This is a genomic window from Nonomuraea sp. NPDC000554, assembly GCF_040300065.1.
Lineage (GTDB): Bacteria > Actinomycetota > Actinomycetes > Streptosporangiales > Streptosporangiaceae > Nonomuraea.
Genome location: NZ_JBEPDC010000002.1, coordinates 126,339 through 149,031, shown reverse-complemented (window position 1 = coordinate 149,031; position 22,693 = coordinate 126,339). Strand labels below are relative to the sequence as shown.

The following is a 22,693-nucleotide window of genomic DNA, read 5'->3' as shown; positions in this document are numbered from 1 at the left end:
TCAGGCGAGCGGCGCGGCCTCGTTCCTGACCAGGCCCGCGGGCCTGTGCCTGGTCAGCGGCCGGCCGAGCGTGATGAACGCCTCCGCCTGCAACGCCGAGACGCCGATGCGCGGCAGGTCGCGGGCGTTCGGGTAGACCACGAAGCGGGGCTCCCAGATCGGGCGGAACTTCGCGTTGAACCGGTAGAGCGACTCGATCTGGAACCAGTGCGACAGGAAGACCAGCAGGCCGCGCCAGGCCCGCAGCACCGGCCCGGCGCCGAGCCGCTCGCCGCGTGCCAGAGCCGCCCTGAACATCGCGAAGTTGAGCGAGACCTGGGTGATGCCCAACGCGGGCGCCGCCTGCAACGTCTTGACGATCAACAGCTCGTTCAGGCCGGGGTCGGCGTCGCGGTCGCGGCGCATGAGGTCGAGCGAGATGCCGCGCGGACCCCACGGGACGAAGTGCAGCACCGCCCTGACCTCGTCGTCCTTGTGCGCGGTGACCACCACGCAGCGCTCGTCGGCGGGGTCGCCGAAGCGGCCTAGCGCCATCGAGAAGCCCCGCTCGGTCTCCGCGCCGCGCCAGGAGATGGACGCCGCCCTGATCCGTTCCTTCTCCTCGTCCGGCACGTCGGACACCCGGCGCACCAGGCAGGTGTAGCCGGCCCGCTCGGTCCTGTTGGCCATCTGGCGGACGTTGCGCATCGCCCGCCCCTCCAGCGTGAAGTCGGCGACCTCGACCACCGCCTCGTCACCTATCTCCAGCGCGGACATCCCGGCCTCGCGGGTCCACACCTCACCGCCCGTCTCACTGCAGCCGATCACGGCGGGCACCCAGGCGTGCCGCCTGGCCTCCGCCATGAACACCTTGATCGCCGCGGGCCACGCCTCGCGGTCGCCGATTGGGTCGCCGCTGGCCAGCATGACGCCGGAGACCACCCGGTAGGCGATCGCGGCCTTGCCGGACGGGGAGAAGAGCACGCTCTTGTCGCGCCGGAGTGCGAAGTAGCCGAGCGAGTCGCGTTCGCCGTGCCGGTCGAGCAGCTCGCGCAGGCGTTTCTCGTCCACGTCCGTGAGCTCGGCGATCGGGCGTTCCGGGCGCAGCGCCAGGTAGAGCGTGGTGACGGCGGTCACGGTGCCGAGGGCGAGCAGCGAGAAATAGACCAGGTCGGACACCCTGTCCAGGGTGAACGTGACCGGGCCCTCGATGCCGACCAGCCCGAGAACCACGTGTTCGAGCCGGTCGAGCACGCTGGGGTCGCCCAGGATGAACCGCGGGCGCATGCTGACGATCACGTAGCCGAGGCCGAGGGAGAGCGCGCCGAGCGCTAGCACGTTCCACAGCGCCCGCCACCGGCTGCGCGGGTCGGACAGCGCGTAGAACTCCCGGCGGTTCACCAGCAGCGCGGCCAGGATGACCAGGCTGATGACCGCGGTGGAGGGATGGCGCAGGTGGATGAAGGCCACGGTCGCGCTCACCGGCAGCAGCACCACGACCGCCCGCCAGGCCCGCACCTTCCTGCGGCGCAGGGCGTGCGCGATCATCACCAGCAAGATGCCCACCACCAGCGAGGACGCCCGCGCGACGGTCGTCACGAGCCCGGGCATCACGTCGGACCAGGCCGCGACCGGCCGCCAGCGGCCGAACCCCGGGGCCACGGCCTTGAAGATGTCGACGAGCCCGATCACCAGCGTCGCGTAGCCCGCGCAAGCGGGCACCCAGGGGCGCGAGATCTGCTTCACACCCGCATTAAACGCCCGCGGCGATAATCCGCGCGTTAACTCCGCGCTTACGGGGTGGCGGGTATCCCTTGCGACATGGGACTCACTTCGTTTCCGCTCCAGCTCCTCATGGGCGCGCTGGCGCTCGGGGCGCTGGTCGCCACTGTCTGGCTGTGGCCGCGGCTGGCCGGGCGGCGCTGGACCGCGGTGCTGGGGCGGGCGGGGGTGCTCGCGGGCAACCAGGTGCTCACGCTCGCCGCGCTCGGGCTGCTCGTCAACACCTACTACGGCTTCTACGGCTCCTGGGACGACCTGCTCGGCACCGACACCGGGACGGCGTCCATCACGACCGCCGGGCAGGGCCTCCAGGTGCTGGACAGCCGCGCGGTACGTGGCGGGCGGATCGAGCAGGTCATCATGCCGGGGCCGACCACGCACCTCAGCGAGCAGGCGTACGTGTTCCTGCCGTCGGCCTACTTCAAGAACAAGCAGCAGCGCTTCCCCGCGATCCTCGCGCTGACCGGCTACCCGGGCGACCCCCGCAACCTGATGACCAGGATGGACCTGCCCGGACGGATGGCGAGCGCGATCGCCAAGCACCAGGTGCCCCCGACGGTCCTGGTGATGATGCGCCCCAGCGTGGTGCTGCCGCGGGACACCGAATGCGTGGACGTGCCGGGCGGGCCGCAGGTCCAGAAGTACTTCGCCGACGACGTCAAGAAGGACATGACGGACGGCTACCGGGTGGCGGCCGGCAGGGAGTTCTGGGGGATCCTGGGCGGCTCGACCGGTGGCTACTGCGCCCTGAAGCTCACCATGACCCACTCCGAGGCGTTCTCCGCGGCGGTGTCGCTGTCGGGCTACTTCAAGACGATCATCGACGGCACCACGGGCGACCTGTTCGGCGGGCAGAAGTCGGTCGAGCACGACAACGACCTGATGTGGCGGCTGCGGACGCTGCCCGCGCCGCCGGTCAACGTGCTCGTCACCAGCAGCAAGAAGGGCGAGGGCGACTACCGCTCGACCCTGGACTTCCTGGCCGCGGTCAAGCCACCCATGCAGGCGTCGTCGCTGATCCTGCCCAGCGGCGGGCACAACTTCAACACCTGGAACCGGGAGCTGCCGCAGGTCCTGCCCTGGCTGGCCCAGCAACTCCACGCCCCCACCAGCGCCAGCACGTAGGGACTCCGCGGATCGGTCAAGCTGATCCACCGGCGGTGCGCCGGTCGGGGACGGGCGTGCGGAGCAGGCGCAGGGCCTTCTCCTTCTCGAAGTCGAGGGCGCGGCGCGGAACCTGGATGCGCCCGATGCGGACGCCAAGGTCACGCACCGCGGACGCCACCGCGGGCTCGCTCAGTACGCGCAGCGCGAACGCCAGCTCGGCGGGGGAGACGTCGAACTGCTTCTCCAGCTCGACGCCCTGCGCCACGGCCGAGAGCTCCTCGGGGCCGAACCTGCGGTGCGCCCCGTGCTCTCTGACCGGTGGCAGGAGGCCGAGCGCCTCCCGATACCGGAGCATCCGCGGGGACATGCCGAGCCGCCTGGCCGCTTCCGTGATACGCATTCTTACATTCTTACGTCAATATCCCGTGTCTCGGGTCGCATCTCCGTCCAAGGGACGCCTAAACTCGTCCGCGACATGCTTCGTGACGCGAGGGGAAACCAGATGGACTTCAAGGTCGCCGACCTTTCACTTGCCGACTTCGGTCGCAAGGAGATCCGGCTCGCCGAGCACGAGATGCCCGGCCTCATGGCGATTCGCAAGGAGTACGCGGCGGCCCAGCCCCTTCGCGGCGCGAAGATCATGGGCTCGCTGCACATGACGATCCAGACCGCCGTCCTCATCGAGACGCTGGTCGCGCTCGGCGCCGAGGTGCGCTGGGTGAGCTGCAACATCTTCTCCACCCAGGACCACGCCGCGGCCGCGGTCGTCGTCGGCCCCAACGGCACCGTCGAGAACCCGCAGGGTGTCCCGGTCTTCGCCTGGAAGGGCGAGACGCTGGAGGAGTACTGGTGGTGCACCGAGCAGGCGCTCACCTGGCCTGACGGCGACGCGCCGAACATGATCCTCGACGACGGCGGCGACGCCACGCTGCTCGTCCACAAGGGCGCCGAGTACGAGAAGGCCGGGGCCGTCCCCGCCGCCTCCGCCGACGACCCTGAGGAGTGGCACGTCATCATCGACCTGCTCACCCGCACGGTCGGCGACGACAAGCGCTGGACGAGGATCGCCGAGAGCATCAAGGGCGTCACCGAGGAGACCACCACCGGCGTGCACCGCCTGTACGAGATGCACAAGAACGGCCAGCTGCTGTTCCCGGCGATCAACGTCAACGACTCGGTCACGAAGTCCAAGTTCGACAACAAGTACGGCTGCCGCCACTCCGTCATCGACGGCCTCAACCGCGCCACCGACGTGCTGATCGGCGGCAAGGTGGCCGTGGTCGCCGGCTACGGCGACGTCGGCAAGGGCTGCGCCGACGCGCTGCGCGGCCAGGGCGCCCGTGTCATCGTCACCGAGATCGACCCGATCTGCGCGCTCCAGGCGGCCATGGACGGCTTCCAGGTCACCACGCTGGACGAGGTCGTCGGCATCGCCGACATCTTCGTCAGCTGCACCGGCAACTTCAACATCATCACCGCCGACCACATGGCGCGGATGAAGCACCAGGCGATCGTGTCCAACATCGGGCACTTCGACAACGAGATCGACATGGCCGGCCTGGCGAAGCTGCCCGGCATCGCGAAGCGGAACATCAAGCCGCAGGTCGACGAGTGGGTCTTCGCCGACGGGCACTCGATCATCGTGCTGGCCGAGGGCCGCCTGATGAACCTCGGCTGCGCCACCGGCCACCCGAGCTTCGTGATGTCGAACTCGTTCACCAACCAGGTGATCGCGCAGATCGAGCTGTTCACCAAGACGTCCGAGTACCCGATCGGCGTCTACACGCTGCCCAAGCACCTGGACGAGAAGGTCGCCCGCCTGCACCTCGACGCCCTGGGCGTCAAGCTCACCGAGCTGACCAAGGAGCAGGCCGCGTACATCGGCGTCCACGTCGAGGGCCCGTACAAGTCCGACCACTACCGGTACTGATCTGCTGTTTTCTGGAGGAGCGTGATCTCTCCTTCCGTGGTCTCGCCGAGGAGCGCGCGACGTCCGTTCTCGCCGTCGCGCTCCTTCGGAGCGCTTTTCACCAGTGTCTTCTACGGCAAGGCCAACGTGACGCCACCCGCCGTACGCCGGCCGGCGACTGTCCAACAGGGCACTCCGGCGGCTACGGCGGGCCGCCGTTACGACGCGTTCTTTGGCCGTCTTCTTCGGTAAGGGCTGAGATGATAGACCTCTGGGAGAGCGGGGAGCGGCAGATCTCCTGGGCTGCCCGGTCGATGCCCGTGCTGACGGCCATCGGGGAGCGGTTCGCCGTCGAGCAGCCGCTGCTCGGGCTGAAGATCGCCGCCTGCCTGCACGTCACCGCCGAGACCGCCGTGCTCATGGGGGCGCTGAAGGCGGGAGGCGCGGAGATCGCGCTCGCCGCGTCCAACCCGCTGTCGACGCAGGACGACGTCGCCGGGGCGCTGAAGTCTTACGGCGTGGCCGTGTACGCGCGTGCCGGGGTCGATCGGGCCACCTACTACCGGCACATCCACCAGGCGCTCGACCTGCGGCCCGACCTCGTCCTCGACGACGGGTGCGACCTCGTCAACATCCTGCACACCGAGCGGACCGACCTGCTCGACGGCGTGACAGGCGGGTGCGAGGAGACCACCACCGGGATCATCCGGCTGCGCCAGATGGCCGCGGAGAAGGCGCTGCGCTTCCCCGTCGTGGCCGTGAACGACACCCGCACCAAGCGGATGTTCGACAACCGGTACGGCACCGGGCAGTCGACGCTCGACGGGATCATGCGGGCCACCAACATCATGCTCGCCGGGCGGACGGTCGTGGTGGCCGGGTTCGGGTTCTGCGGCAGGGGGGTCGCCGAGCGGGCCAAGGGGTTCGGCGCCCGGGTGATCGTGACCGAGATCGACGCGGTCAAGGCGCTCGACGCCACCCTGCAGGGATACGAGGTGCGGCCGATGTCGGAGGCCGCCCGGGTGGGCGACCTGTTCGTGACCGTGACCGGCAACCGGGACGTGGTGCGGGGCGAGCACCTGGCCGTGATGAAGGACGGCGCGATCCTGGCCAACGCCGGGCACTTCGACGTGGAGATCGACGTCCGGGCGCTCGACGAGCTGGCCCATGAGGTCCACCGCGGCGTGCGGCCCAACACCGACGAGTACGTGCTCGCCGACGGCCGGCGACTGCTGCTGCTCGCCGAGGGCCGGCTGGTCAACCTGACCGCGGCGGAGGGGCACCCGGCCGCCGTCATGGACATGTCGTTCTCCGCGCAGGCCCTCGCCGTCGCGTGGCTGGCAGGGGAGCGTCTCCGGCTGGAGCCCGGCGTCTACGACGTGCCCGAGGAGATCGACCACGAGGTGGCCAGGCTCAAACTGGCCGCGGCCGGCATCGACATCGACACCCTCACGCCCGAGCAGGAGGAGTACCTGCACTCCTGGCGGGTCGGCTCCTGACGGGCCGCGTCACCAGCCGACAACGGCACGTCCTCGCCCGGCCGGCCGGGCGAGGACGTGGCGCTGTCAGGACTTGGCTGTCAGGACTTACTGGTTCTGGACACCGAACCAGTCGACGTACCACCCGAACAGCACCGCGTCGGCGGGCGTGATGGGGGTGCCGTCGTCCCACCGGACGTAGACGCGGAACCCGGTCGGGGTGGCGTTGTAGATGGCGTTGGCACCCGTCAGCGTCCAGTGCGCGCCGACGCCGCCGATGGTGGTCACGTAGGCGGGAGTGCTGGTGAAGTGCGCCGAGGTGGTGTCGACATCGAGGTAGATGCCTTGGTTCATGCCGTAGGACACCCAGCCGATTCCAGGAAGTGTCGCCCCGGAGCCGATGATTTGGCGCTGCTGCGCCGACTGTGCCGCGGCCGGGCGGGCCTCGGCGTTCGCGCTCACCCCTGTCATCATTGTGGCGCCGAACGCCAGGGCTGCGGACAGCGCGACGGTCGTAGACCTCACGATGGACATGCGTTCTCCTTGGGTCGAGTCCTCGGCGGTCATGACCTCGGGAGGGACGCCGCTCGCAGCTGCGATGAACGCCCGTCATGCCGTTTGGAGGAAGCAAACGATCATCACTGATGGTAGCGATCAGTGAGTGAATGATCGCTGAACGCCACGACGATCAATCGAAGATCGTCGCGGCGTCTCGTCCGTCACCTGGGAGCGCTCCTCTGACCTGCGCGGCGATGGCTCGCGCGCCCGCACGGGCCATCGCGGCGATCCCCTCGATCCACGCCGCTTCCAGCGTCCGGAACTCCGACCCGATGCCACTGGAGCCACCGTTGAGCACGATTACCTGAGTTGTCATCGCGCCACAGCAAGGGGGTCTGGTCAGCCCGGGGGAGGAGGGCGCGCATTCGGCGGATCTCGGCGGCCTGGCTGACCGAGATGTCCTCGGCGATCTCCTGGACGCGCAGGTGGGAGCCGGCTTTCAGTACCTCGGTGGACATCGTGATCGCGCCCTGGTGGTGGGCGGACATGAGCTGGATGAACAGCTGGTCGAAGGCCGTTCCGCTGGCGGACTTCAGCGCTTCCATCTGCTGTGGGGTGGCCATCCCCGGCATGCCCTCATGGGCCGCGTGGTGGTCGGGGACGCTCTGGCCCTCGGTCTTCAGCCAGTCGGTCATCATCGCGATCTCGGGGCCCTGGACCTGGTTGATCCTGGAGGCCAGCCGTTTGACGCCGTCCGTCGCCGCCCGCGAGGCCGCGAGCAGGCTCATGTCCAGGGCCTGCTGGTGGTGGATGATCATGTTCTGCATGTACCGGACGTCGGCCGCGTTGGCCTGCTGCGGCGGCACGGCGGTGGCGGCCTCGCTGGGGCCGAGGGTCCTGGCCTCCTCGCCCGGACGTCCGGGAGCGATCACGGGGACCGTGGTGTTGGCGTCGGGCACGGGAGCAGACCTGGGGTCGCCCGAGCATCCGGTGAGAACGAGCAGGATGGAGCAGGTGCCGACGGTAAGTGCGCTGCGCACCCGACCTCCTTGACTGCGGGGGGTTGCGAGGTTGCACTCTAGACGCCCGAACGGCACCAGGTAAATACGGCAAGTAAGCAAATATCTTGACAGAGTGCCCGCTAGGCGGAACCTGACATTTCGGGTCAGAATGCGGTCATTTATGTGGCCTTTATGCCCCCGAAGGGAGCCCCTAGTGCAGAACCTTCGCAGGATCGCCGTCGCGGCAGGAGCCGCCATCGCGTTAGCCGCGACAGCGATGCCCGCCTTGGCCGCCGACATCCCGCCGCCGGACACCGTGGTGACCAGCCAGAATGTCAGCCACGTCCGGAACATCCCGAAGCCCGCCCCGATCGCCGGCACGATCAACACCGACATCGCCTTCCAGGGTGACTACGCCTATGTCGGCAACTATGGCGGCTTCTCCATCTACGACGTCAGCGACCCGAAGCAGGCCAAGCCGGTCAGCTCGGTGGTCTGTCCCGGCAGCCAGATGGACGTCACCGTCTACGGCAACCTGCTCTTCACCGCCGTCGACTCCTCGCGCAGCGACGACTCCTGCAACAGCACGGCCCTGTCGGCGGACCACAAGGAGGCCTGGGAAGGCGTCCGGATCTTCGACGTCAGCGACAAGACCGCGCCCAAGTACATCAAGTCAGTCGAGACCAACTGTGGCTCGCACACCCTGACCCTGGTTCCCGGCAAGGGCCGCGACAAGGGCAGGAACGCCTACGTCTACGTCTCGTCGTACAACCCGTCCGCGAACTTCCCCGACTGCTCGCCGCCGCACGACAAGATCTCCATCGTCAAGGTGCCGCTGCAGAACCCGACCGCGGCGGCCGTCGCCGCCACGCCGGTCGTCTTCCCCGACGGCGGCAACGAGACGCAGCCCGGCCTGCTGCTGCCGACCAGCGGCTGCCACGACATCACCGCCTACCCCGAGAAGGACATCGCGGCGGGCGCGTGCATGGGTGACGGCGTCCTGTTCGACATCTCCGACCGGCTGAACCCGAAGGTCACCGCCCGCACCACCGACCCGAACTTCGCGTTCTGGCACTCGGCGACCTTCAACAACGACGCCTCGAAGGTCGTCTTCACCGACGAGCTCGGCGGCGGCGGCGCGGCCACCTGCAACGAGGCCACCGGCCCCACCCGCGGCGCCGACGCCATCTACGACATCGTCAACGGCCAGTTGGTCAAGAAGGCGTACTTCAAGATCCCGCGTTACCAGGCCGACAGTGAGAACTGCGTGGCGCACAACGGCTCGCTGATCCCCGTCAAGGGCAAGGACATCATGGTCCAGGCCTGGTACATGGGCGGCGTCTCCGTCTGGGACTTCACCGACTCGGCGAACCCGAGGGAGATCGGCTACTTCGAGCGTGGCCCGCGTGCCGCCGGTGGCGGTGGCGGTGTCTGGTCCGCGTACTACTACAACGGCTACATCTACGCGGCCGACTTCCACGAGGGCTTCGACGTCCTCAAGATCAACGACCCGCTCACCAACGGCGCGAACCGCGTCCACAGTGACCGGCTGAACGTCCAGACCCAGCAGTCCTACCGCGAGTGGGGCTGGGGCCACGACGACTGACAGCTCGCCGGGACGGCAGGGCCGCGCGGCCCTGCCGTCTCCTGATCTTTCCTGACATAGTGGGTGCCTTCATATCGGCATCCCAGCAGGAGGTCTCCTCGTGGCGTCCAGACTCGGCCGCGCGCTGGCGTTGGCGGGAGTGGCCCTGATGCTGTCGGCGTCACCGGCGTACGCGGCCGACGACGGCAAGGCCAGCCCCAACGTCAAGCTCGTGGCCAACATCCCCAAGCAGGCGCCGTTCAAGACGTCCGAGGCGTACAATACCGACCTGGCCTTCCAGGGCGACTACGCCTACCAGGGCAACTTCCACGGTTTCACGATCTACGACATCCGCAACCCGGCGAAGCCCGCCGTCGTCAGCCGCGTCTCCTGCTACGGGGCGCAGAACGACGTGTCGGTCAAGGGGAACCTGCTCTTCCTGTCGGTGGACGAGTCGCTCAGCAGCGACTCCTGCAAGGCGTCCCCCCGGTCCACGGCCGACAAGGTGTGGGAGGGCATCCGGATCTTCGACATCACCGACAAGGCGCGGCCGAAGTACATCAAGTCGGTACGCACCGCGTGCGGCTCCCACACGCACACGCAGGTCCCCGACACCGCGGGCACCTCGGTCTACCTGTACGTCTCCTCGTACGGCCCCGGTGACGCCTACCCCGGCTGCCAGCCCCCGCACGACAAGATCTCGATCGTCAAGGTGCCGCTCGACAAGCCCACGAAGGCCAAGGTCGTCTCGACGCCCGTGCTCTTCCCCGACGGCGGCACCGAGAAGCAGGACGGCCTGCTCACGCCCACCAGCGGCTGCCACGACATCACCGTCTTCCCCCAGAAGAACCTCGCCGCGGGCGCCTGCATGGGTGACGGCATCCTGATGGACATCTCCGACAGGGAGCGCCCCAAGGTCACCGCCCGGGTCACCGACATGAACTTCGCGTTCTGGCACTCGGCGACCTTCAACAACACCGGCACCAAGGTCGTCTTCACCGACGAGCTGGGCGGCGGCTCGTCGGCGGTGTGCAACAAGGAGGTCGGGCCCGACCACGGCGCGGACGCCATCTACGACATCGAGGACGGCCAGCTGGTCAAGAAGGCGTACTACAAGATCCCGCGCTACCAGACCAGCGCGGAGAACTGCGTCGCGCACAACGGCTCGCTGATCCCCGTCAAGGGGCGGGACATCATGGTTCAGGCCTGGTACCAGGGTGGCGTCTCGATCTGGGACTTCACCGACTCCACCAAGCCCGCCGAGATCGGCTACTTCGACCGCGGCCCGGTCAAGCCGCGCGACCTCGGCGGCTCGTGGTCGGCGTACTACTACAACGGCTACATCTACAGCAGCGACATCCAGAAGGGGCTGGACGTCCTGCGCATCTCCGACAAGCGCACCGACCCGGCGGCCTCGGTCCGCCTGAAGCTGCTCAACACGCAGACCCAGTACGCCTACTGAGGAGGCGCGAACCCACCCGGAGTCGCCTGGGGCGGCTCCGGGGCGGTGGGTGCGGGCGCGCGGAACAGCGCATCCGACGGCCCCGGCGGGTAGGCCTGCGGCGCGGCGTTTGGTCGCGTCTGAGGGGTGCCCTGCTGCCCCTGCGGGGCGCCGGTCTGCCAGTGCGGGGACGGTTGCGCCTGCGGGGCGCCATGGTGCCAGGGCGGGGACGGGTACCCGGTGCCGTTGGCCGCGCGCTGGGCCAGCCGGGCCTGCTCGCGCCTGCGCCGTTCGGCGAGGATGGCGCTGAGGTAGGCGTGCGGCGGGACACCGGGCGGCGCGGCGGGCGAGACGAACGCCGCCGCCTGCGTCGCGATGCGGACCCCCATCTCGTGCTGGATCTGCGGCGAGAGGTCGTGCCAGCGCGCCAGGTACTGCCGGGCGGCCGTGGCCACCCCCTCCGGGAGCTGAGACAGCTCCAGCGTCGCCGCCCAGGCGGCCAGCGGCGGCGGCATCATGATGAACTGCCCGCGATCACGCGGCGCCCGCTCGGCGATCACGATGGTTCCGGCGAAGATGTCGCCGAGCCGCTTGCCGCGCTGCGAGACCAGCGACGAGATCAGCGCCGGAGCCCCTGAGAACATCCAGAACTCCAGCAACCCGGCCAGCCCGCGGAACAGCGCCTGCCTGAACCGCTCCGGGCTGCCGTCGTCGCTCACCACGCGCAGCCCCAGCGCCATCTTGCCGAGGCTGCGCCCCCTGCTGGCGGTCTCGAAGACCACCGGATAGCCCACCAGCACCAGCACCAGCAGCATGATCGAGACCGCGGCGAACATCGCCGCGTCAGAGACCAGGGCGAACGCCTCAAGCAGCACGAAGGACACGATCAGCACGGTGATCTGCAACACCATGTCGATGATGAGCGCGAGCGCCCGCGACGGCATCTGCGCCACCCGTACCTCGACGACGACGGCGTCGCCCGTCACAACCTCTGACATACGTGGAGCCTAACGGCAACGGGCCGGGTGATGACCGTCCACAATGGTCCGGTGGACATTGATGCGTTTGTCGCCGCACACCGCCCGGTTTGGGACAGGCTTGAGCACCTGGTCAAGCACCGCTCCACGCTGACCGGCGCGGAGGTCGACGAGCTGGTGGACCTCTACCAGCGCGTGTCCACACACCTGTCCATCGTACGGTCCGGCTCCAGCGACGCGATGCTGGCGGGCCGCCTGTCGGCGCTGGTCGCCAGGGCCAGGTCGGCGGTGACGGGCGCGCACACGCCCGCCTGGCGCGAGCTGACCAGGTTCTTCACGGTGTCGTTCCCCGTGGTCGCCTACCGGGCGAGGTGGTGGTGGCTGGCCACGGCGGTGGCGTGCGTCGCGGTGTCGTGGGTGCTCGGGGCGTGGGTCGCGGGCGACCCGCAGGTGCAGGCGTCCATCGCCTCGCCGGAGGAGATCACCCGGCTGGTCGAGCACGACTTCGCCGACTACTACTCGGAGCACCCCGCCGCCTCCTTCGCCGGTCAGGTGTGGATCAACAACGCCTGGGTGTCCGCCCAGGTCATCATCTACGCGATCCTTCTCGGGCTGCCGATTCCGTTCGTCCTGTGGCAGAACGTCTCGAACGTCGGCATCTCCGCCGGGTTGATGGCGTCCAGGGACAAGCTGGACATCTTCTTCGGGCTCATCACCCCGCACGGGCTGCTGGAGCTCACCGCGGTCTTCCTGGCGGCCGCCGTGGGCATGCGCCTGGGGTGGACGGTCATCGACCCCGGGCCGCGCAGACGTGTCGAGGCCCTGGCCGAGCAGGGCAGGGCGGTGATGACCGTGGCGCTCGCCCTGGTCGCGGTGCTGTTCGTGTCGGGGCTGATCGAGGCGTTCGTCACCCCGTCGGGGCTGCCGACCGCGGCGCGGATCGGCATCGGGGTGCTGGCCGAAGGGGCGTTCCTCGCCTACGTCGTGGTCTTCGGACGCCGCGCGCTCCGCCAGAACGAGACCGGCGACCTCGAACGCGCCCCGGACGTGGCCCCGACCGCCTGAGCAGGCGAACCCGCCCGGAGGCGCGTCCTAGAGGCGGCCTGCCGCCTTCAGGGCCAGATAGGCGTCGGCCAGGGCCGGGGCGATGTCGTCCGGGGGCGCGTCGACCACCTCGACGCCGTGGCGGCGCAGCCTGGCGGTGATGCGCCTGCGTTCGAGCTGCGTGTGCTCGGCCGCCGCCGCGTCGTACACCTGCTCGGCCGTCGCCCGCTGCGCGGCCATCGCCGCCACCCGAGGGTCGGACACGCCCGCCACCAGCACCAGGTGCCGCGAGGAGAGCTGCGGCAGCACCGGCATCAGCCCCTCCTCCAGCGCCGCCGCGTTCAGGTCGGTCAGCAGCACGACCAGGCAGCGCCGCTTGGCCCGCGACAGGATGGCCGCCACCATCCCCTGCGAGTCGGCCTCGACCAGCTCGGCCTCGATCGGCGCCATCACGTTGACCAGCGACGACAGCAGCTCGGTGCGGGACGCCCCGGCCACCCAGGCGCGTACCGCCCGGTCGTAGGCCAGGAAGTCCACCTGGTCGCCGGCCTTGGCGGCGAGCGCGGCCAGCAGCAGCGCCGCGTCCATCGACCAGTCGAGCCGCGGCCAGCCGGGCGCCGGGCGCGGGTCGGGCCTGACCAGCAGCCCGCTCCCGCGTGCCGGAGCCCCGGCCATCGGGACGGGTGCGTCGCCCACGCGTCCGGCCGACGTCCGTCCGGTGTCGATCACGATCAGCACCCGCCGGTCGCGCTCCGGCCGCCAGGTGCGCACGACCACGTCGTGCCGGCGCGCGCTGGCCCGCCAGTCGATCGAGCGGACGTCGTCGCCCACCACGTACTCGCGCAGCGAGTCGAACTCGGTGCCCTGGCCGCGCACCAGCGCGGGGTGCTGGCCGTCCAGCTCGCGCAGCCTGGCCAGGCGGGACGGCAGGTGCTTGCGCGACAGGAACGGCGGCAGCACGCGCACCGACCACGGCGCGCGGTGGGTGCCCTGCCGCGCGGCCAGCCCGAGCGGGCCGAGCGAGCGCACGGTGACCGCCACGGACCCCCGGTCGCCCCGCCTGGTGGGGGTGAGGGTCACGACGAGGCGGCGGCGCTCTCCGGCGGGCACGTTCAGCTCGAGGACGCGGGGTGTGGCGCCGGCGGACGGCGGCCAGGCGTCTCTGAGCAGGCCGCGTACCCGCCTGCCGCCCGGGTTCTCCACGACCAGCTCGACCTGGGCCGCCTGGCCGAGCCGCACCAGGGTGTCGCCGGAGCGGTGGAGGCGCAGCGGGCGGACCGCGCCCGCGAACACCAGGTCCACGATGACCGCGGCGGCCAGCAGCAGGCAGACCCCGGCCAGCGCGGCCCCGGGCTGCGGCGCGAGCAGCACCACCACGATCCCGAGCGCCGCGACCAGCCCGGCGCGTCCGGTCAGAGCCATCAGCGCGGGACCGGGACCGAGGCCAGGATGCCGTCGAGCAGCCCGTCGGCGGTCGCGCCCTCCAGCTCGGCCTCCGGACGGAGCTGGACGCGGTGCCGCAGCGCGGGCCGCGCAAGGGCCTTCACGTCGTCGGGGGTGACGTAGGCGCGGCCCGACAGCCAGGCCCAGGCGCGGGCGGCGGCCAGCAGCGCGGTCGCGCCTCGCGGCGAGACGCCGAGCTGCAGCGACGGCGAGTTCCTGGTGGCCCTGGCCACGTCCACGATGTAACCGAGCACCTCGGGCGCCACGTGCACCTGCGCGGCCGCCTCGCGCCCGGCGGCGAGGTCGGCGGCGGTGGCGACGGGCTTGATCTCCGACAGGTCGCGCGGGTCGAAGCCGCGCGCGTGCCGTTCGAGCACCGAGATCTCGTGCTCGCGCGGCGGCAGCGGCACGGTCAGCTTGAGCAGGAACCGGTCGAGCTGCGCCTCGGGGAGCTGGTAGGTGCCCTCGTACTCGACGGGGTTCTGCGTCGCGCACACCACGAACGGGTCGGGCAGCTGACGCGCGTCGCCTTCCACGCTGACCTGCCGCTCCTCCATCGCCTCCAGCAGCGCGGCCTGCGTCTTCGGCGGGGTGCGGTTGATCTCGTCGGCCAGCAGCAGGTTGGTGAAGACGGGCCCCTCGCGGAACTCGAACCTGGCGGTCTTCGCGTCGTAGATCAGCGATCCGGTGACGTCGCCCGGCATCAGGTCGGGGGTGAACTGCACCCGCTTGAAGTCCAGCGACAGCGCCGCGGACAGGGTCCGCACCATCAGCGTCTTGGCCACGCCGGGCACGCCTTCGAGCAGCACGTGCCCCCTGCACAGCAGCGCGATGACCAGCCCGGTCACCACCGCGTCCTGGCCGACCACGGCCTTGGACACCTCGGCGCGCAGCGCGCCGAGCGCCTCCCTGGCCGAGTCGCCGTGGCCCGCCGTGCGGGTGGTCTCGTCAATGTTCACTGACCGTCCTTTCGATGGCGTCCAAGTATCCGGCCAGGGCCACGAGGCCGGCGTCGTCGACGGGCGGCGGGCCGTACAGCGCGGCGCCGACCTGCTGCGGGTCCTGCCCGGTGCGGGCGGCCAGCGCCGCCACCACCTCGTGCCGGCCCGCGCCGGCGCCGAGCCCCAGCCGGGGCGTCAGCCTGTCGACCGTGCCCGCTCTGAGCGAGTCGGCGGCTCTGGCCCTGGCCCGCCTGGCCCGGTAGAGCCGGCCCCGCCCCTCGACCGTCTCGGCGGCCCGCACCACGACGGGCAGCCGCTCGGTCACGACGGGACCGAGCCGCCTGCCCCGCCAGAACGCGACCAGGATCACGGTGAGGCAGCCCATCAGCACGGCCCACGGGACGCCCGCGGGCATCAGCTCGTAGATCGACTTCCCCTCCGGGCCGGGCAGCCGGCCGACGGGCGGGGTCTCGGCCCGGACCAGCCAGGTGACGGGCTTGCCCCGGTCGAGCAGGTTCAGCGCCAGGGCCGCGTTGCCGTCCTCGGCCAGGCGCTGGTTGGTCATGAAGGAGCCGCTGCCCAGCACGGTGGTGGTGCCGCCCGCGTTGGGGTAGCTGATCAGGGTCCAGCCGTCGCCCGCCGGGTAGCAGCCGGTGGAGCCGGCCGGGCCGGTGAAGGCGGACCCGCCGAGGTACGCGCTGCCCGCGCGGGTGGCGGCGGGCAGCCGGCACTCGGGCTCGCGCGAGCGTTCCCTGGCGCCGCCCCGCACCGTGTCGACATCGGGGGCGAGCGCGCCGAGCCCGCCCACGTCGCCGACGACCACCCGGTCACCGGGGATGCGGGCCAGCTGGAAGGTGTCGATGTACGCGGTGTCGGTGACCAGCAGCAGCCCGCCCGCCGAGCCCGCGGAGCTCGCGGCCTCCAGCGAGTCGACCCTGTTGACGGTGACGCCGCGGGCGCGCAGCAGCGCGGCGAGCGCCCTGGAGCCGGCCAGCGAGCCGTCGGCCGGGTCGAGGCGACGGGACTCGCCCGCTCCCGGCCTGAGGAGTACGGCGAGGACGGCGGCCAGCACGATGATCAGCCCGAGCGCGACGGCCACCCGGCTGGACCGCCAGATGGAGCGCGCGGTGGGCGAGACGGAGGAGGAGGCGGCGGGTGTCTCCGCCGGACGCAGGCCGAGGCTCACGCCGGACCTCCCAGGGGAACCGGGCGGGCCTGGCGGAGCCGCTCGTCGAGGGCGGACATGTCGCGGTAGGCCGCCTCGGTGCCGGGGACGCCGCCGTACGTGACGTCGTCGAACGAGCGGGCGGCAGCCGTCAGCTCAGCGGCGAAACCGGGCAGCGCGAGCCCTGCCTCCGCGGCCAGTTCGTCGGCCGTGCGGCCGGGCATCCCGTCGACCAGGGCGCGTTCCTCCAGGTCGCGGGCGATGGCGCGGAGCCGCTCCTGGATCGCCTCGGTCCAGCGCTCTTCGGCGGCGAGCCGCTCTGCCGCCGCGCGGTGCTCGGCCGCGCTCAGCGCCCGCTCGCCGAACAGCGCCGTCGCCTGACCCGCGGCGTTCCTGGACGCATGGCGCAGCCGCCACGCGACCAGCACGATCACGCCGATGATGATCAGCACGATGACCGCGGCGGCGATGACGCCGCCGGTCGTGCCGCCGCCCGCCGCGGAGTCCATCAGGTCGCCGACGAACTGCATGAAGCGCCGATAGAGCTGGTCGAACAGCGACTCCTGCTCGTACCCGGGCTTGAGGAGCTCCTCCGCGGCCCTGCGCGCTGCCTCCTCCCGGCTGATCGGGTTCACGACCTGGCGGAGTTGCTCGGGTGCCAGAGGTCGTCGGCCGAGGCGTGCACCCAGCCCTGCTGCTGCTGTTCGATGGCGGCCGTCTGGAGCACGAGGTCGAACGCCTCGCTGCGCATCCGCCTGTCGGCGTACAGCAGGCCGGACACGCCCGCCTCGAACGGGTAGGTGATCATCGCGCCGAGCGTGCCGCCGATCGCGATCAGCACCGCGGCCAGCACCGCGGACAGCGCCGTGCCGCCGCCGAGCATGCCGAACAGGGTGCCCATGAAGGTGAAGGGCACCTGCAGGATGGTCGCGACCAGCCCGACGAGGAGCGAGGTGAGCAGCAGGATGCCGAACACCCGCCAGAAATCGCCGGTGACCAGGTTCCACGAACGGCGCATCGCGTCGAGCGGGCCCCGGCCCTCCAGCACCACGACGGGCGCCGCCAGCGCGAAGCGGGTGCGGAAGTACAGCGCGTAGCCGATGTACAGGAGCATGAACACCAGGCCGAGCCCGAGCAGCGCGCCCGCCTGACCGGAGCCGCTGCCCGCGCCGCTCATGATCAACGCGACGAACACCAGCGCGATGACGGCCAGTGGCACCAGCATGATGACCGCCATCAGCCCCACCACGCCGAACAGCGCGGGGATGCGGCCCTTGGTGAGCCGCCACGCCTCCGCGGCGGTGATGCTGCCGCCGAACACGGCCCGGCCGAGGATGCGGGTCAGCACGCCGGTCAGGATGGTCACCACGACGAAGCTGACCGCGTAGGAGACGAGCGTGCCGCCGTACTGCGCGAGGGCGCCGCCGTAGGCGGCGGTGGGGTCGTCCGGCAGGTAATCGGGATTGGTCAGCGCCTCGCCCATCCTGCCGACCAGGAGCGCCTGCCCCACGGCGACGGGCACCGCCGCGAGCACCGCCGCGATGGCCGACAGCCCCAGCACCGCCTTGGGGTTGGAGCGCACGAGCTTGATGGTGCCGTCGAGGATGTCGCCGAGGCCGAGCGGGCGCAGCGGTATGATCCCGGGGCGCAGCGCGGGCGGGTGCGGGCCGTATCCGTAGCCGTAGCCGGGGGGCGGGGGTTGCTGGGGGCTGTACGGAATCTGCTGCTGGTGGGAGCCGGGGGCGGTCCACGGCGACGCCGACGGGGCGCCGTACGGAGGAGGTTGCTCCGTGGCCCAGCCTGGAGGCGTCTCGGGAGAGGGACCGTGACCGTCAGACATATCCCAATCCTGGCATGGTGGAAGGGGCATTGGTGTCACGGCCTCGATTCGCCGGCCCGCCTTGCCCGCATTCCAGGGCCTTTCCTGTCTTGGATCTGTAACAGGGATGGTCGAATGTCGGTCTGTTACCGCAGACTGAGAAGGCGGTGAAGGTGTCGAGGGAAATTTTGCCTTTTGCGCGGTCTCATGTCTCTCTCATGAGCCGACCAAGGGTAACCTTCATCAATCGTACTGGTATGTCCCAGAATGCGTAGAACGAATGAGGGGCCATGAAAGGTCGCGTGCTGGTCGTCGACGACGATGCCGCTCTCGCTGAGATGCTCGGCATCGTGCTGCGCGGCGAGGGCTTCGAACCATCCTTTGTTTCCGATGGAGACAAGGCTCTCGACGCGTTCCGAGATACCCGCCCCGACCTGGTTCTGCTCGACCTGATGCTGCCCGGTGCCGACGGCATCGACGTGGCGCGCAGGATCAGGGCGGAGTCGGGTGTCCCGATCGTCATGCTCACCGCGAAGAGCGACACGATCGACATCGTGCTGGGGCTCGAGTCCGGGGCCGACGACTACATCGTCAAGCCGTTCAAGCCGAAGGAGCTCGTCGCGCGGGTGCGCGCCAGGCTCCGCCGCACCGACGAGCCGACGCCCGAGATCCTGCAGATCGGCGACATCACCATCGACGTGGCCGGGCACTCGGTCAAGCGGGGCGAGGAGACGATCAACCTCACGCCGCTCGAGTTCGACCTGCTCGTCGCGCTGGCACGCAAGCCGCGCCAGGTGTTCACCCGCGAGGTCCTGCTCGAGCAGGTCTGGGGCTACCGCCACGCGGCCGACACCCGGCTGGTCAACGTGCACGTGCAGCGGCTCAGGGCCAAGATCGAGAAGGACCCCGAGCATCCCGAGATCGTGGTGACCGTGCGCGGCGTCGGCTACAAGGCCGGGCCGGCCTAAGCCAGCCGCGCGACCCCCAGGCGATGCCCCCGACGAAGAAGCCCCGGTCGCGCCGCCGGACACTCCGCCAGATGCTGGGCGGAGTCCGGCGGCGAGCGCGGCGTGCGGCGGGCAGGCTGCGGCGGCTCTGGCGCCGCTCCCTTCAACTCCAGGTGGTCACCAGCACGCTGGTCATCTCGGTGATCGTGGTCGTCGTGCTCGGCACCTTCCTGTCCGACCAGATCAACAAGTCGGTCGTCGCCAGCCGTCAGAGCTCCTCGGCCAACGAGGCGTTCGCCGACCGCGTCCAGATCGCCGACGCGCTCAACCAGAAGGCCGACGACCAGGGCCCCGACGCCAGCACCAGGCCGGAAGTGCTCGACCAGGTCATGGACACCATCACCGGCTCGGGCGACAACGGCTCGAAGAAGCGCTACGAGGTGCTGATCCTCAACGACAGCCCCCGTGGGTCGCGCGCCTCCGGCAACGTGATGCCGGAGAACCTGCCGACCAGCCTGAGGCAGCGGCTGGAGCAGAAGAGCAACTACGACAAGGCGCAGGCCTACCTCGGGCCCATCCAGTTCACCGGCGAGGTCCAGGCCAAGCCCACGCTGGTGATCGGCGGCCTGGTCCACCTGAACTCGGGCGAGGTCTACGAGGTCTACCACTTCTTCCCGTTCGGCGAAGAAGAGCAGATGCTGTCCAACGTCCGGCTGGCCATCGTGGTGGTGGGCTTCGGGCTCGTGCTCCTCCTCGCCGCCATCGCCTACCTGGTGACCCGCCAGGTCGTCACCCCGGTGCGGCTGGCCCGCCAGGCCGCGGAGCGCCTCGCGTCCGGCAAGCTCGACGAGCGGCTCAAGGTGCGCGGCGAGGACGACCTGGCCCGCCTGGCGACCTCGTTCAACGAGATGGCCGCCAACCTGGCGCTCAAGATCCACCAGTTGGAGGAGCTGTCGCAGGTGCAGCGGCAGTTCGTCTCCGACGTCTCGCACGAGCTGCGCACCCCGCTGACCACCGTCCGGATGGCCGCCGACCTGCTCTACGACGCCCGGGAGGACTTCGACCCGATGGCCTCCCGCTCCGCCGAGCTCATGCAGGCCCAGCTCGAACGCTTCGAGTCGATGCTCGCCGACCTGCTGGAGATCAGCCGCTACGACGCGGGCGCCGCCACCCTCGACCTCGACTCGGTGGACGTGCGCGACGTGGTGCTGCGCGCCATCGCCGACTCCGAGGCGCTGGCCGAGCGCCACGCGACCCGCTTCGAGCTGCGGCTGCCCAACGAGCCGTGCATGGCCGAGATCGACAACCGCCGGGTCGAGCGCGTCCTGCGCAACCTGCTGTTCAACGCCATCGAGCACGGCGAGGGCCGCGACGTCGTGGTGACCGTGGGCGCCGACAGGGACTCCGTGGCGGTCGCCGTCCGCGACCACGGGATCGGGCTGAAGCCTGGCGAGGACACCATGGTCTTCGACCGGTTCTGGCGCGCCGACCCGTCGCGGGCCAGGACCATCGGCGGCACCGGGCTCGGCCTGGCCATCTCCCGCGAGGACGCCACGCTGCACGGCGGCTGGCTGCAGGCGTGGGGTCAGCAGGGGGAGGGCTCGCAGTTCCGGCTGACGCTGCCCAGGAGCGCCGGGGCCGACCTGAAGGGGTCGCCGCTGTCGCTCGTCCCGCCGGAGATCGAGATGCGGCGGACGTGGCGCGGCCACATGACGCCGGTGCTGCTGCCCGCCTCGGGTGACGGCGGTTACGAGAGTGTCTACGACGGTGGTTATGACGGCCATGACGAGGACTAACCGGCTCGGCGCCGCGATCGCCGTCGCGGCCGCCATCGCGTGCGCGAGCTCGGGTTGCGCGGTGATCCCGGTGAGCGGCCCCTTCACCATCGACGAGGGCGACGGCGGCGGCTCGATGAGCAAGCCGTTCCAGCGCATGATCGCCATCCCGCCGCGGCCGAGGTGGTCCCCCCAGCAGGTCGTCGACGGCCTGCGCGCCGCCATGGCCGCCTACGACGGCGACACGCGGGTGCTGATGCAGTACCTGACGCCCGAGGCGCAGCACGCCTGGAGCCCGGACGGCCCGGTGACGGTGATCGACAACGGGTACAAGCTGGCGTTCGACCCCAAGAACACCGCCGAGCAGAGCGCGTTCACGCTCACCGGCACCCAGGTCGCCCGCATCGAGGACGACGACAGGTACGTGCCGGCCAACGCCGACCTGTCCTGGAAGTTCACCGTCGTCAAGACCCCCCAGGGCGGCTACCGCATCGCCTCGATCACCGACCCCGACACGGGCAGGCCGGTGCGCGGCCTGCTGCTCACCCGCGCCGACGTCGACCGCGCCTACCGCGCCACCAACCTCTACTACCTCAACAGCCCGCCGGGCAGTGAGGGAACCGACACGAACAGGCTCGTCGTCGACCGGGTGCGGCTGCGCGTCAGGCCGACGGAGAGTTTCGCGGAGACCATCGTCGAACGCCTGCTCAAGGGGCCGAGCCAGGCGTTGCAGGGCGCGGTCTACAGCGTCTTCCCGCCCGAGATGCGGGTCGTGTCGGTCAGGCAGGCCGACGAGCGCGTGGTGATCACCCTGTCGGGGCCGCTGGCCGCGTACGAGGAGATCGAACGTCCGCTGAAGCTCCAGCTCCGATGGAGCCTGAGCGACAACAACGTGGTCAACGGCCGCGAGATCGAGGTCCACCTCGACGGCGACACGGCGGAGCCGATGACCGTCGAGGCCAACCTCAAGGACACCGGCCAGGACCCCGCCGTCAGCCAGGCGTACTACACCAGCAGGGGCGCGGTCCGCTCGATCGACCAGGAGGGGCCAGGGCTCCCGGTCCAGGGCCCGGCGGGCCAGCCCAACACCGCCAACACCGACCTGACCGTCTCCGCCCAGGGCGACCTGGTCGCCGCCAGGTCGAAGGCGGGCGGCATCTGGGTCTCGCGGGTCGCCGCCGACGGCAAGTGGGAGCGCTGGATCCAGGGCGACTACCAGGACCTCACTCCTCCCAGCTGGCACAGGGACGGCACCCTGTGGACCTACGACAGGCGCAGCGGCGCCGTGCTGCGCTGCTACCCGTCCGGGGGGAGGGGCGCCGAGCGCATCGCCGCCCCCGCGCTCGACGGCCTGGACGTGACCAGCCTGCGGATCGCCAGGGACGGCGTCAGGGTCGCGGTCACGATCGGCAAGAACGAGGTCCGCGTGGGCGCGCTCGCCCGGTCGGCCGGCTCGCCCATGCTGGCCAACTTCCAGCCCCTGGTGCTGCCTGACAGCCAGGGCAAGGACGAGATCACGGACATCGCCTGGCACGACGGCGAACACCTGCTCGTCCTGTCGAACAACAAGGCGAGCCAGACCGTGAAGGAGGTCAACGTCGGCGACGGCACGACGGAGACGCTCCCGGGCTACAAGGACCGCTTCGAGTCGCTGGCCGCGCTGGGCGACCGCATCCTCGGCAACACGGCCGACGAGATCCTGGAGTTCAACCTCGACAAGCAGGGCTGGAGCCCCAAGATCAACGCCGACGTCGGCCCCCCGATCTTTCCCCTGGGCTGAGGCCGCCGCCGGGCTGGGCGTG

19 protein-coding genes are annotated in these 22,693 nt (G+C 70.5%); 9 read left to right on the top strand and 10 right to left on the bottom strand.

All coding sequences use genetic code 11. From position 1 onward, the window contains the following. The gene (locus ABT294_RS04610) at positions 1 to 1,725 is read right to left on the bottom strand and encodes a phosphatidylglycerol lysyltransferase domain-containing protein (protein WP_350803527.1); all 1,725 of its coding nucleotides are present in this window, start codon (positions 1,723 to 1,725) and stop codon (positions 1 to 3) included. Between the two features lie 75 nt (positions 1,726 to 1,800). Here ABT294_RS04610 and ABT294_RS04605 point away from each other — a divergent pair, with 75 nt between their 5' ends. Then, on the top strand, positions 1,801 to 2,886 hold the full coding sequence (locus ABT294_RS04605) for an alpha/beta hydrolase (protein ID WP_350803526.1): 1,086 nt from the start codon (positions 1,801 to 1,803) through the stop codon (positions 2,884 to 2,886). A gap of 16 nt (positions 2,887 to 2,902) precedes the next feature. On the opposite strand, the gene ABT294_RS04600 is transcribed toward ABT294_RS04605, so the two are convergent. Next, the gene (locus ABT294_RS04600) at positions 2,903 to 3,268 is read right to left on the bottom strand and encodes a MerR family DNA-binding transcriptional regulator (protein WP_350803523.1); all 366 of its coding nucleotides are present in this window, start codon (positions 3,266 to 3,268) and stop codon (positions 2,903 to 2,905) included. Between the two features lie 102 nt (positions 3,269 to 3,370). Here ABT294_RS04600 and ahcY point away from each other — a divergent pair, with 102 nt between their 5' ends. Both ahcY and ABT294_RS04590 read left to right on the top strand, forming a co-directional pair. Next, on the top strand, positions 3,371 to 4,798 hold the full coding sequence (gene ahcY, locus ABT294_RS04595) for an adenosylhomocysteinase (protein WP_350803522.1): 1,428 nt from the start codon (positions 3,371 to 3,373) through the stop codon (positions 4,796 to 4,798). 239 nt (positions 4,799 to 5,037) lie between these two features. Beyond that, positions 5,038 to 6,276: an adenosylhomocysteinase gene (locus ABT294_RS04590; RefSeq protein ID WP_350803521.1), complete on the top strand. Its 1,239-nt coding sequence runs from the start codon at positions 5,038 to 5,040 to the stop codon at positions 6,274 to 6,276. 87 nt (positions 6,277 to 6,363) lie between these two features. On the opposite strand, the gene ABT294_RS04585 is transcribed toward ABT294_RS04590, so the two are convergent. Both ABT294_RS04585 and ABT294_RS04580 read right to left on the bottom strand, forming a co-directional pair. Beyond that, the gene (locus ABT294_RS04585; protein ID WP_350803520.1) at positions 6,364 to 6,789 is read right to left on the bottom strand and encodes a hypothetical protein; all 426 of its coding nucleotides are present in this window, start codon (positions 6,787 to 6,789) and stop codon (positions 6,364 to 6,366) included. 185 nt (positions 6,790 to 6,974) lie between these two features. Then, positions 6,975 to 7,793: a DUF305 domain-containing protein gene (locus ABT294_RS04580; protein ID WP_350803517.1), complete on the bottom strand. Its 819-nt coding sequence runs from the start codon at positions 7,791 to 7,793 to the stop codon at positions 6,975 to 6,977. A 142-nt stretch (positions 7,794 to 7,935) separates the two neighbouring features. On the opposite strand from ABT294_RS04580, the gene ABT294_RS04575 reads away from it, so the two are divergent. After that, the gene (locus ABT294_RS04575) at positions 7,936 to 9,360 is read left to right on the top strand and encodes an LVIVD repeat-containing protein (RefSeq protein WP_502911956.1); all 1,425 of its coding nucleotides are present in this window, start codon (positions 7,936 to 7,938) and stop codon (positions 9,358 to 9,360) included. A 148-nt stretch (positions 9,361 to 9,508) separates the two neighbouring features. Next, complete coding sequence (locus ABT294_RS04570; protein WP_350803960.1) at positions 9,509 to 10,801, top strand: LVIVD repeat-containing protein; 1,293 nt, start codon at positions 9,509 to 9,511, stop codon at positions 10,799 to 10,801. On the opposite strand, the gene ABT294_RS04565 is transcribed toward ABT294_RS04570, so the two are convergent. Next, a complete protein-coding gene (locus tag ABT294_RS04565) occupies positions 10,795 to 11,778 on the bottom strand; it encodes an RDD family protein (protein ID WP_350803516.1) in 984 nt (327 codons plus the stop codon). The genes ABT294_RS04570 and ABT294_RS04565 overlap by 7 nt on opposite strands. A 51-nt stretch (positions 11,779 to 11,829) precedes the next feature. Here ABT294_RS04565 and ABT294_RS04560 point away from each other — a divergent pair, with 51 nt between their 5' ends. After that, positions 11,830 to 12,822, top strand: a complete 993-nt coding sequence (locus ABT294_RS04560) for a stage II sporulation protein M (RefSeq protein WP_350803515.1) — start codon at positions 11,830 to 11,832, stop codon at positions 12,820 to 12,822. A 27-nt stretch (positions 12,823 to 12,849) separates the two neighbouring features. Here ABT294_RS04560 and ABT294_RS04555 read toward each other — a convergent pair whose 3' ends face one another. Genes ABT294_RS04555 through ABT294_RS04535 form a run of 5 tightly spaced genes read right to left on the bottom strand, consistent with a single transcriptional unit; the run spans position 12,850 to position 18,190 of the window. Beyond that, the gene (locus ABT294_RS04555; protein ID WP_350803514.1) at positions 12,850 to 14,223 is read right to left on the bottom strand and encodes a DUF58 domain-containing protein; all 1,374 of its coding nucleotides are present in this window, start codon (positions 14,221 to 14,223) and stop codon (positions 12,850 to 12,852) included. Beyond that, positions 14,223 to 15,197 carry an AAA family ATPase gene (locus ABT294_RS04550; protein ID WP_350803959.1) on the bottom strand — a complete coding sequence of 325 codons (975 nt, stop codon included), beginning with the start codon at positions 15,195 to 15,197 and terminating at the stop codon, positions 14,223 to 14,225. Before ABT294_RS04550 ends, ABT294_RS04555 begins: the two co-directional genes overlap by 1 nt. Next, the gene (locus ABT294_RS04545; protein WP_350803511.1) at positions 15,193 to 16,371 is read right to left on the bottom strand and encodes a DUF4350 domain-containing protein; all 1,179 of its coding nucleotides are present in this window, start codon (positions 16,369 to 16,371) and stop codon (positions 15,193 to 15,195) included. The genes ABT294_RS04550 and ABT294_RS04545 overlap by 5 nt, the downstream gene beginning before the upstream one ends. After that, positions 16,368 to 16,985 (bottom strand): DUF4129 domain-containing protein, encoded by a 618-nt coding sequence (locus ABT294_RS04540; protein ID WP_350803509.1) that lies wholly within the window; start codon positions 16,983 to 16,985, stop codon positions 16,368 to 16,370. The genes ABT294_RS04545 and ABT294_RS04540 overlap by 4 nt, the downstream gene beginning before the upstream one ends. Continuing rightward, complete coding sequence (locus ABT294_RS04535) at positions 16,982 to 18,190, bottom strand: glycerophosphoryl diester phosphodiesterase membrane domain-containing protein (RefSeq protein WP_350803508.1); 1,209 nt, start codon at positions 18,188 to 18,190, stop codon at positions 16,982 to 16,984. The genes ABT294_RS04540 and ABT294_RS04535 overlap by 4 nt, the downstream gene beginning before the upstream one ends. A 269-nt stretch (positions 18,191 to 18,459) precedes the next feature. Between ABT294_RS04535 and mtrA the strand changes: the two genes are divergently transcribed. The 3 genes from mtrA to ABT294_RS04520 all read left to right on the top strand — a co-directional run bounded on the left by mtrA (position 18,460) and on the right by ABT294_RS04520 (position 22,671). Further along, positions 18,460 to 19,137, top strand: coding sequence for an MtrAB system response regulator MtrA (gene mtrA, locus ABT294_RS04530; RefSeq protein ID WP_106236674.1), 678 nt, complete (start codon positions 18,460 to 18,462; stop codon positions 19,135 to 19,137). A 71-nt stretch (positions 19,138 to 19,208) separates the two neighbouring features. Next, positions 19,209 to 20,912: an MtrAB system histidine kinase MtrB gene (gene mtrB / locus ABT294_RS04525; protein ID WP_350803506.1), complete on the top strand. Its 1,704-nt coding sequence runs from the start codon at positions 19,209 to 19,211 to the stop codon at positions 20,910 to 20,912. Continuing rightward, entirely contained in the window at positions 20,899 to 22,671 is a 1,773-nt protein-coding gene (locus ABT294_RS04520; protein WP_350803504.1) for an LpqB family beta-propeller domain-containing protein, read from the top strand. The genes mtrB and ABT294_RS04520 overlap by 14 nt, the downstream gene beginning before the upstream one ends. The last annotated feature ends 22 nt before the right edge of the window (positions 22,672 to 22,693 follow it).